Genomic DNA, 9,409 nt, shown 5'->3' on the forward strand with positions numbered 1-9,409 from the left:
CCCCCCCCCCCTCCCCCCCCCCTCCTTCTCCTCCCCCCCCCCCCCCCCCCCCCCCCCCCCCCCTCCCCCCCCCCCCCCCCTCCCCCCCCCCCCCCCCCCCGCCTGCAGTTACCGATTGAAACGACCTTCGAGGGATTGATGGACCAACAGAACACCCGCACCGACATCACCGTCAACGTCGATGGTTTCTGGATGCTCCAGGCTCTTTTGGACATCCGGCACGTCGCGCCCGAGTTGCGGTGTCGCCCCTTCGTGTCCACCGACTCCAACGACTGGCTCAACGAACATCCCGGCATGGCGGTGATGCGCGAGCAGGGCATCGTCGAGAACGACAAGGTGAACGAGCAAGTGGCCGCCCGCATGCGGGTGCTCGCCGCGCCGGATCTCGAAGTCGTCGCGCTGCTGTCGCGGGGCAAGCTCCTCTACGGCGTGGTCGAAGACGAGGATCAGCCGCCCGGCTCGCGCGACATCCCCGACAACGAGTTCCGGGTGGTGCTGGCCCGGCGCGGCCAGCATTGGGTGTCGGCGGTTCGGGTCGGCGGCGACATCACGGTTGACGACGTCGCCGTCGCCGACAGCGCCTCGATCGCCGCGCTGGTGATGGACGGCTTGGAGTCGATCCACCACGCGGAGCCTGCGGCGATCAACGCGGTGAACGTCCCCCTCGAGGAGATGCTCGAGGCCACCAAGTCGTGGCAGGAATCGGGCTTCAACGTGTTCTCCGGCGGCGATTTGCGACGCATGGGCATCAGTGCAGCCACGGTGGCCGCGTTGGGACAGGCACTGTCCGACCCGGCGGCCGAGGTCGCGGTGTACGCACGTCAGTACCGGGACGACGCGAAGGGCCCCAGCACCTCCGTACTGTCGCTCAAGGACGGGTCCGGAGGCCGGATCGCGATGTACCAGCAGGCGCGGACGGCGGGTTCGGGGGAGGCGTGGTTGGCCATCTGCCCGGCCACGCCCCAGCTCGTGCAGGTGGGCATCAAGACGGTACTGGACACCCTTCCTTACGGCGAGTGGAAAACCCACAGCAGGGTTTGACCCCGGACACGAAACAGAGAGTTTACCAATGCTTTCGCGCACAACATGCGGCCAGGATGCGGACACGGCATACTTCTCTGAAACCGTTAGCAAATTCCCATCGAGTGTCACCACCACCACTCTTGAACGCGAGGCAAAGCAGATGAGAATCGAATCAGTCCAACGGCACATACCGGGAGGCGGCGCGGCCTCGGGCAATGCACGGGCCGGTGCCTGCGCGTGGCTGAAGACACCGGGTGACACAGCAACCATGGCGGGGGGTGCAGGGCGATGACCGCGGTAGTCGAAGCGCCACAGACTGACGTCGAGGGAGTCGCACAGCCTCGCGCGGTCGTCGTCGGCATCATGGCCGGTACGGGCGTGCAGGTCGGCGTGTTGTTGGATGCCAATGCCCCCGTCTCGGTGATGACCGATCCGCTGTTGAAGGTGGTCAACAGCCGGCTCAGGGAACTCGGCGAGGACACACTCGAGGCAACCGGCCGCGGCCGGTGGGCGCTGTGTCTGGTCGACGGTACGCCGCTACGGGCCACCCAGTCACTGACCGAGCAGGACGTCTACGACGGCGACCGACTCTGGATCCGGTTCATTTCCGACACTGAGCGCCGATCACAGGTCATCGAACACATCTCGACGGCCGTCGCGGCGAATCTCAGCAAACGATTCGCTGCGATCGATCCGGGTACGGCGGTGCAAGTCGGTGCCTTTATGGTCGCGATCGGCGTCACCGCCGCGTCAGCGCTGATGGGCTGGTGGCGCTGGGACCACAATTCGTGGTTGCCCACCGTCTATGGCGCGCTGATCGGGGCCGTCGTCATGGCGGTCGCCGTGATGCTGCTGGTGCGGGCCAAGACGCCGGCCGAGCGACTCGTCGGCGATACCATGCTGCTGAGTAGCCTCGCGCCACTCGCGGTCGCGGCCGCCGGGGCTCCTCCGGGCGGTGCGGGATCCCCGCAGGCAGTGCTGGGCTTCGGCGTCCTGACCGTTGCCGCCGCGCTGATCCTGCGCTTCACCGGTCGGCGACTGGCGATATACACCACGATCGTCACGATCAGCCTGGTGGCTACGGTCGCCAGCCTGGCGCGGATGGTCGCGATGATCAGCACCGTGACGATGTTCGCCTGCATCGTGCTGGCGTGCGTGTTCGCCTACCACGCGGCGCCGGCCTTGTCCCGGCGCCTGGCCGGGATCCGGCTGCCCGTCTTCCCGTCGGCCACCAGTCGTTGGGTCTTCGAGGCTCGCCCCGACCTACCCACCACAGTGGTGCGCTCCGAAGGAGGCCCGCCGGTGTTGGAGGGACCGGCGTCGGTCCGCGATGTGGTGCTGCAGGCCGAGCGCGCTCGGTCGTTCTTGACAGGACTGCTGCTCGGGCTGGGCGCGCTGACGGTGTTCTCCCTGACCGTCCTCTCCGACCCGCGTTCCGGGCAGCGCTGGCTGCCGCTGCTGCTGACCGGCTTCATCGCAGGCTTTTTGATGCTGCGCGGCCGCTCCTACGTCGATCGCTTGCAGTCGGTCACCCTGGCCGGAACGTCCGTGATCATCGTCGCGGCAGTGGTGGCGAGGTACGCGATGACTCTGCAATCCTCGATGGCGATCTCCATCAGCGTGGCGATACTCGTGCTGCTTCCGGCTGCTGGCCTGACCGCGGCCGCGGTCGTGCCCAACACCATCTACAGCCCCCTGTTCCGCAAGTTCGTGGAGTGGATCGAATACCTCTGCCTGATGCCGATCTTCCCACTGGCATTGTGGTTGATGAATGTCTATGCAGCGATCCGATACCGCTGATCGGAACGTCCGGCGAGGTCGCACTACCCGTGTGACCGTCGCCGCGCTCCTACTCACCTCGGGTGCGTTGGCCGGCCTTCCACCGGCCTATGCCATCTCCCCGCCGACGATCGACCCGGCCGCCGTGCCACCCGACGGTCCGCCCGGACCGCCGGCGCCGATGAAGCAGACTGCCTACTGCACCGAAGTCGGCGTCCTGCCTGGCAGCGACTTCAAGGTGCCGCCGCGATACATGGAGATGCTGAACCTCCCCGAGGCGTGGCAGTTCGGCCGGGGCGCCGGCGTGAAGGTTGCCGTGATCGACACGGGCGTGACCCCGCACCCCCGGCTTCCCCACCTGATCCCCGGGGGGGACTACATCATGGGCGGGGACGGCCTGTCCGACTGCGACGCGCACGGAACCATTGTCGCGTCGATGATCGGTGCAGCGCCGGCCAGCGGGGCGGTGCCGTTGCCCCCGGCCCCACGCAAACCGGTCACCATTCCCACCACCGAGCCACCGGCGAAAGCGCCGCCGCCACAGACGGTGACGTTGTCCCCACTGCCGCAGACCGTGACGATGGTCCCCGGTGAGCCCGAGTTCCCGCCGCCGTTCGGCGCACCTCCGCCTCCTCCGCCGCCGGCCCCCGGGGCGGAGCCACCTGCTGCGCCTGCTGCGCCGCCGGCCCCGGGGGCGGAGCCACCCGCTGCGCAGGCGCCGGCCGCCAACCGCGGGGACAGCGGCACGGTGACGCTACCGGGCTACCCGGGCGGGAGGCACGTGATCCAGGTCGACCACCCACGCGCGCCGCATCCGCTCCTCCCGGCGCTGCCCACGCCACCGGGCGCGCCGACGCAGGCATCCGACGCCTACAGCGGGATCGCACCCGACGTCGACATCATCTCGATCCGGCAGTCCAGCGACGCGTTCGGCCTCAAGGACGCTTACACCGGCGACGAGGATCCTCAGACTCGGGCAAAAATTGACAACGTCGAGACGATGGCGCGTGCGATTGTGCACGCCGCGGACCTGGGCGCACAGGTGATCAACCTCTCCGATGTGACCTGCATGAGCGCGCGCAACGTCATCGATCAGCGATCGCTGGGAGCTGCGGTCCGCTACGCAGCGGTCGATAAGAACGTGGTCATCGTGGCTGCCGCCGGCGACAGCAGCAAAAAAGACTGCAAGCAGAATCCGCTGTTCGACCCGCTGCAGCCCGACGATCCGCGCGACTGGAACGCCGTCACCACCGTCGTGACGCCGTCGTGGTTCAGCGACTACGTCCTGACTGTCGGGGCCGTCAACAATGACGGCCGTCCGCTCACCCAAGGCGGTCAGGGGCAGGGCCCGTCGAGTATCGCCGGGCCCTGGGTCGGCATCGCCGCCCCAGGTACCGATGTCATCGGACTCTCGCCGCGCGACGACGGTCTGATCAACGCGATCGACGGCCCGGACAACACGCTGCTGGTTCCGAGCGGCACCAGCTTCTCGACTGCGATCGTGTCCGGCGTGGCCGCCCTGGTGCGGGCGAAATATCCCGAGCTGTCGTCCCACCAGATCATCAACCGGTTGACCCGGACGGCCCGGGCGCCCGCGCGCGGCGTGGACAATCAGGTCGGGTACGGTGTTGTTGATCCGGTGGCCGCTCTGACGTGGGATGTGCCCGAAGGTCCGGTAAAGCCGCCGCAAAGACTTTCGGCGCCGCTGAACATACCCAAGCCGGCACCGCCTCGCGACCAGGTGCCTGTCTGGGTAGCCGCGGGGGGGCTGACCGGGGCGCTGCTGATAGGCGGCGCGGTGTTCGGTGTCACGATGTTGATGAAGCGATCGCGTAAGCAGCGATGAGGGCGGGACGGTAATGAAGGCTCAGCGCAGATTCGGTTTGTCGTTGTCCTGGCCGCGGGTCACCACGGTTTTCGTGGCCGACATCGCGATCCTGATCGTGGCAAGCCACTGCCCCGACTCCTGGCAGGCCGAGCACCATGTGGCCTGGTGGGTCGGCGTGGGGCTCGCGGTGCTGGTCACTCTGCTGTCGCTGGTCACCTACCACGGGATCACGGTGATCTCGGGCTTGGCCGCTTGGGTGTGGGACTGGTCCGCCGACCCAGCCACCGCGTTGGCCACGGGGTGCACGCCCGCCGTCGACTACCAGCGCCGTTTCGGGCGTGACAAAATCGGTCTTCGCGAGTATGACGGCCACTTGGTCGCAGTGATCGGGATCGACGGCGGAGAAGACGATTCGGCGGCGCGCCACCGCCACAGGGCGAGTTCGGCCACGCTGCCGATCCAGGCGATTGCCGCGCAGCTGCAGCAGTTCGACATCCACCTCGACGATGTCGACGTCGTCACCGTGAAAGTGCGCCGCGGAGGAAACGCGGCGGAGTTGTCGGCACTCGAAGACTGGGGCCCCGAGGAATGGGGGTTGGTGGGCGATCGGCCCACGACGTATGTGCGCAAAACCTGGCTGGTGTTGCGGATGGACCCCCAACGCAATGTCGCCGCCGTGGCGGCGCGCGATTCGCTGGCGTCGACGCTGGTGGCGGCCACCGAAAGGATCGCCCAGGATCTCGACGGGCAGTCCTGTGTGGCCAAGCCGTTGACCGCCGACGAACTCGCCGAGGTCGACAAAGCCGTGCTGGCCGATCTCGAAGCGACGTGGAGCCGTCCCGGGTGGCGCCATCTCAAGCATTTCAACGGATTCGCGACCAGCTTCTGGTTGACGCCGTCGGACATCACCACTGAGTCGCTGGAAGAACTCCTTCGCACCGACGACGAAACCGTCGACGCTGTCGTGATCACCATCCGGCTCAACACCCGCGATGGGCAGCCCCGGCTGTCGGCCTGGGTGCGCTACCACAGCGAGGGCCGGCTGCCCAAGAAGCTTTCCGCGGGCCTCAACCGGCTCAGCGGCCGCCAACTGGCCGCGGTGCGCGCCAGCCTGCCCGCCCCGACGCCCCGGCCTCTACTGGCCGTACCGAGCCGTGAATTCCTCCACGGCGACGACTTGGTGCTGCCGGTGGGCCAGGTGCGGGAGGACGCCGAAAGCGTGCCGACGGGGCAATGACACGCCCGCAAACCACCGCCGAAGACGCCCGTAACGCCATGGTCGCCGGGTTGTTGGCCTCCGGAATTTCGGTCAATGGGCTGCAGCCAAGCAATAACGCGCAGGTGGCGGCGCAGATGTTCACCACCGCAACCAGCCTTGACCCGACGATGTGCGACGGCTGGTTGGCGCGGATCCTGGCCGGTGAGCAGAGCATCGAAGTGTTGTCCGGAGCCTGGGCGGCGGTCAGGACCTTTGGGTGGGAAACCCGTCGCCTCGGTGTCACGGATCTGCAGTTTCGGCCCGAGGTCTCTGACGGGCTGTTCCTGAAGCTCGCGGTCACCAGCGTCGAGTCGTTGGCGTGTGCCTACGCCGCCGTTCTGGCCCAGGCCAAGCGCTACGAGGAAGCGGCGAAGCTGCTGGACGGGATCGATTCGCGTCATGCCTTCGACGAGGAACTGGTCAACTACGTGCGCGGGGTGCTCTTCTTCCGCACCGGACGGTGGCCCGAGGTGCTCGCCCAATTTCCGGAGGGAAAGACTTGGCGCCACCCCGAGTTGAAGGCGGCGGGCGCGGCGATGGCCACCACCGCGCTGGCGTCGCTCGGCGTCTTCGAGGAGGCATTCCGGCGCGGAGAGGACGCCATCGCGGGTGACAGGGTGCCGGGAGCGGCCAACATCGCGCTGTACACCCAAGGCATGTGCCTGCGACATGTCGGTCGCGAGGAAGAGGCCGTCGAACTCCTGCGACGGGTGTACTCCCGCGACCCGAAGTTCACCCCGGCTCGGGAAGCGTTGGACAACCCCAACTTCCGGCTGATCCTGACCGATCCGGAGACCATCGAGGCCCGCACCGACCCCTGGGATCCCGACAGCGCGCCGACCCGCGCTCAGGCGGAGGCCGCGCGCCACGCGGAGGCGGCGGCGAAGTACCTGGCCGAAGGGGATGCCGAGCTCAATGCAATGCTCGGCATGGAACGCGCCAAGCGCGAGATCAAGCTCATCAAGTCGACGACCAAGGTGAACCTGGCCCGCGCCAAGATGGGGCTCCCGGTACCGGTGACCTCGCGTCACACCTTGTTGCTGGGCCCTCCCGGCACCGGAAAAACTTCGGTGGCAAGAGCTTTCAGCAAGCAACTGTGCGGCTTGACGGTGCTGCGCAAGCCGGTCGTGGTAGAAACCAGCCGTACCAAGCTGCTCGGCCGGTACATGGCTGATGCGGAGAAGAACACCGAGGAAATGCTCGAAGGCGCTCTGGGGGGTGCGGTCTTCTTCGACGAGATGCACACCTTGCACGAAAAGGGCTACTCGCAGGGGGACCCGTACGGTAACGCGATCATCAACACGCTGCTGCTCTACATGGAGAACCACCGCGACGAGTTGGTGGTTTTCGGCGCGGGCTACGCCAAGGCGATGGAGAAGATGCTCGACGTGAACCAGGGCCTGCGGCGGCGCTTTTCGACGGTGATCGAATTCTTCAGTTACACCCCGCCCGAGTTGGTCGCACTGACCAAGCTGATGGGGGAGGAAAACGAAGACGTCATCACCGACGAGGCGGCCCACGCGTTGCTCCCGTCGTACACGAAGTTCTACCACGAAGAGAGTTTCTCCGAAGACGGGGACCTGATTCGCGGGATCGACATCTTGGGCAATGCGGGATTTGTGCGCAACGTCGTGGAGAAGGCCCGCGACCACCGCAGCTTCCGTTTGGATGACGACGATCTGGACGTGGTGCTCTCCAGCGATCTCACCGAGTTCAGCGAGGCGCAACTGCGCCGTTTCAAAGAGCTGACCGGCGAGGACCTCGCCGAGGGCCTCAGCGCGGCCGTGGCCGAGAAGAAGCCGGATTAGGTCGGGACCGCTGGAGCGGCCAGGGCGGCCGGACGTTCCCCAGGCACTTTTCGTGATGTCGGCGTAACGCACCGTTGACTCTCGGCGCCTCGGGGTGTAAATGTTGACACGATAGGCACCTCGCTAGGTGAGGCGTCCACGCGGATACAGGCCACTGACCTCGAACGTCGAAAGACGCCCAGGGTCAGGACAGCTCCTCCCGGATTAAGGGTTGAGCCCAAGTGGCTTCCGGCTCCGGCCGGATACGCCGTGTGGTGCCAAAGCTCTGACGAGAGGGGTGCGGCGTCTCGGGCTTTTCCGCTCGGGCTCACACTCCCGAAGTGCACGTGATGGCATCCGCGCATGCCCCGGCCGCGAGGAGGTGAGGAGCGAAATGATTCCTGGCGATAGTCCGATACCGAGTTCGACGATCATTTCGATCCGACCGTGGCCGCTCTCAACCCCTGAGTAGTTCTGCGGCAAGGGAACTCTCACCCTCTGGTGATCACCGCCGCTGAACGTAGTTCATTCTCCTGCAACTGACTTGCATCAAATACCTAAGGGTAGGGTAAGCTAAGCCGGGAGCCATCATGGCTGAACTTCCGGGACGATCAGCAGCAACCCGCCTGGAATGAATGCCGGCTCGCCTGATAGAAACGATTGTCATTTTCATATAGGGTGCCGTTGTCGGCGCCCACAGGCCTGTGAGGAGACTTGCCGTGCTGTTCGTCACCGCGCAGCCGGAGTCGCTGGCCGCTGCTGCCGCTCGCCTTGCGCAGATCGGTTCAGCGCTTACCGGTGAGCACGCCGCCACCGCTCCGCCGATGACCGGGGTGGTACCTGCCGCTTCCGACATCGTGTCGATGCTGACGGCCGCTCAGTTCGCGCGGCATGCTCAGACTTTCCAGGCATTGAGCGCCCAGGCCGCCGAAATCCACGAAAAGTTCGTGGCCACCTTGGCGGCCGGTGCCGGGTCGTACGCCGCGACCGAGGCGGCCAACGCCGCCGCGGCCCGTTGAACAACTAGGGGCAACAATGCTGGACTTCGCGACGCTGCCGCCCGAAATAAATTCGGCCACCATGTATTCCGGCCCTGGATCCGGTTCGATGCTGGCCGCTGCCGGTGCATGGAACACGATTGCCGCCGAGATGCGTTCGGCCTCGGCGTCGTACAGATCGGTGATCGCGGAGTTGACGAGCACCGGTTGGATGGGTCCGTCGTCGATGTCGATGCTGGCCGCGGCCACGCCGTACGTGACCTGGCTGGACACCGCCGCCACCGGGGCCGAGCAGACCGCGGGCCAAGCTTTCGCGGCCGCGACGGCCTTCGAGTCGGCGTTCGCGGCGACGGTCCCGCCGCCCGTTGTCAGCGCCAACCGCGCACAGCTGGCGATGTTGGTGGCCACCAACGTCTTCGGCCAGAACACTCCGGCGATCGCGGCCAACGAAGCCCAGTACGCCGCCATGTGGGCCCAGGACGCCTCCGCGATGAACGGCTACGCCAGCGCTTCGGCGACGGCCACCCAATTGACTCCGCTCACCGCTCCGCCGAACGGTAGCCAGACCGACGGGGTCGCCAACCAGGCCGCGGCGGTCACCCAGGCGGGACATACGGCGGCCGGCGCCGTGCAGTCAAGCCTCACGCCGGCGACGTCGACGGCATCGTCGTCGTTGTCGTGGGGATCGGTGTCGTCGTGGCTGGCCGCCACGTTGAACGACACGAACGCCTCGGCT

The 9,409-nt window shown here is 66.8% G+C and carries 7 protein-coding genes and 1 riboswitch; all 7 genes read left to right on the forward strand.

Annotation, left to right across the window (positions count from 1 at the left end; genetic code table 11):
- The first annotated feature begins 138 nt into the window (after window positions 1-138).
- The gene (locus tag AC2VOK_RS08845; RefSeq protein ID WP_421529041.1) at window positions 139-1,041 is read left to right on the forward strand and encodes an ESX secretion-associated protein EspG; all 903 of its coding nucleotides are present in this window, start codon (window positions 139-141) and stop codon (window positions 1,039-1,041) included.
- A 270-nt stretch (window positions 1,042-1,311) separates the two neighbouring features.
- Window positions 1,312-2,823 (forward strand): type VII secretion integral membrane protein EccD, encoded by a 1,512-nt coding sequence (eccD, locus tag AC2VOK_RS08850; protein ID WP_428900141.1) that lies wholly within the window; start codon window positions 1,312-1,314, stop codon window positions 2,821-2,823.
- Window positions 2,801-4,648, forward strand: a complete 1,848-nt coding sequence (locus tag AC2VOK_RS08855; RefSeq protein WP_428900142.1) for a type VII secretion-associated serine protease mycosin — start codon at window positions 2,801-2,803, stop codon at window positions 4,646-4,648. Before eccD ends, AC2VOK_RS08855 begins: the two co-directional genes overlap by 23 nt.
- Before the next feature lie 13 nt (window positions 4,649-4,661).
- Complete coding sequence (gene eccE, locus AC2VOK_RS08860; protein ID WP_428900143.1) at window positions 4,662-5,867, forward strand: type VII secretion protein EccE; 1,206 nt, start codon at window positions 4,662-4,664, stop codon at window positions 5,865-5,867.
- Window positions 5,864-7,696, forward strand: a complete 1,833-nt coding sequence (gene eccA, locus AC2VOK_RS08865; RefSeq protein WP_428900144.1) for a type VII secretion AAA-ATPase EccA — start codon at window positions 5,864-5,866, stop codon at window positions 7,694-7,696. The genes eccE and eccA overlap by 4 nt, the downstream gene beginning before the upstream one ends.
- Before the next feature lie 112 nt (window positions 7,697-7,808).
- Window positions 7,809-7,980: riboswitch (M-box (ykoK) riboswitch) on the forward strand.
- Between the two features lie 414 nt (window positions 7,981-8,394).
- Complete coding sequence (locus tag AC2VOK_RS08870) at window positions 8,395-8,694, forward strand: PE family protein (protein ID WP_421529046.1); 300 nt, start codon at window positions 8,395-8,397, stop codon at window positions 8,692-8,694.
- A 16-nt stretch (window positions 8,695-8,710) separates the two neighbouring features.
- Window positions 8,711-9,409 (forward strand): PPE family protein (locus AC2VOK_RS08875; protein WP_428900145.1); only part of this gene is annotated, 699 nt, incomplete at its 3' end.

This window comes from Mycobacterium sp. TH-M116 (genome assembly GCF_057473685.1).

Excerpts from the sequence above, each read along its gene's own strand:
- AC2VOK_RS08845 (WP_421529041.1), top strand. The coding sequence starts at position 139 with ATGGACCAACAGAACACCCGCACCGACATCACCGTCAACGTCGATGGT.
- eccD (WP_428900141.1), top strand. The coding sequence starts at position 1,312 with ATGACCGCGGTAGTCGAAGCGCCACAGACTGACGTCGAGGGAGTCGCA.
- AC2VOK_RS08855 (WP_428900142.1), top strand. The coding sequence starts at position 2,801 with ATGCAGCGATCCGATACCGCTGATCGGAACGTCCGGCGAGGTCGCACT.
- eccE (WP_428900143.1), top strand. The coding sequence starts at position 4,662 with ATGAAGGCTCAGCGCAGATTCGGTTTGTCGTTGTCCTGGCCGCGGGTC.
- eccA (WP_428900144.1), top strand. The coding sequence starts at position 5,864 with ATGACACGCCCGCAAACCACCGCCGAAGACGCCCGTAACGCCATGGTC.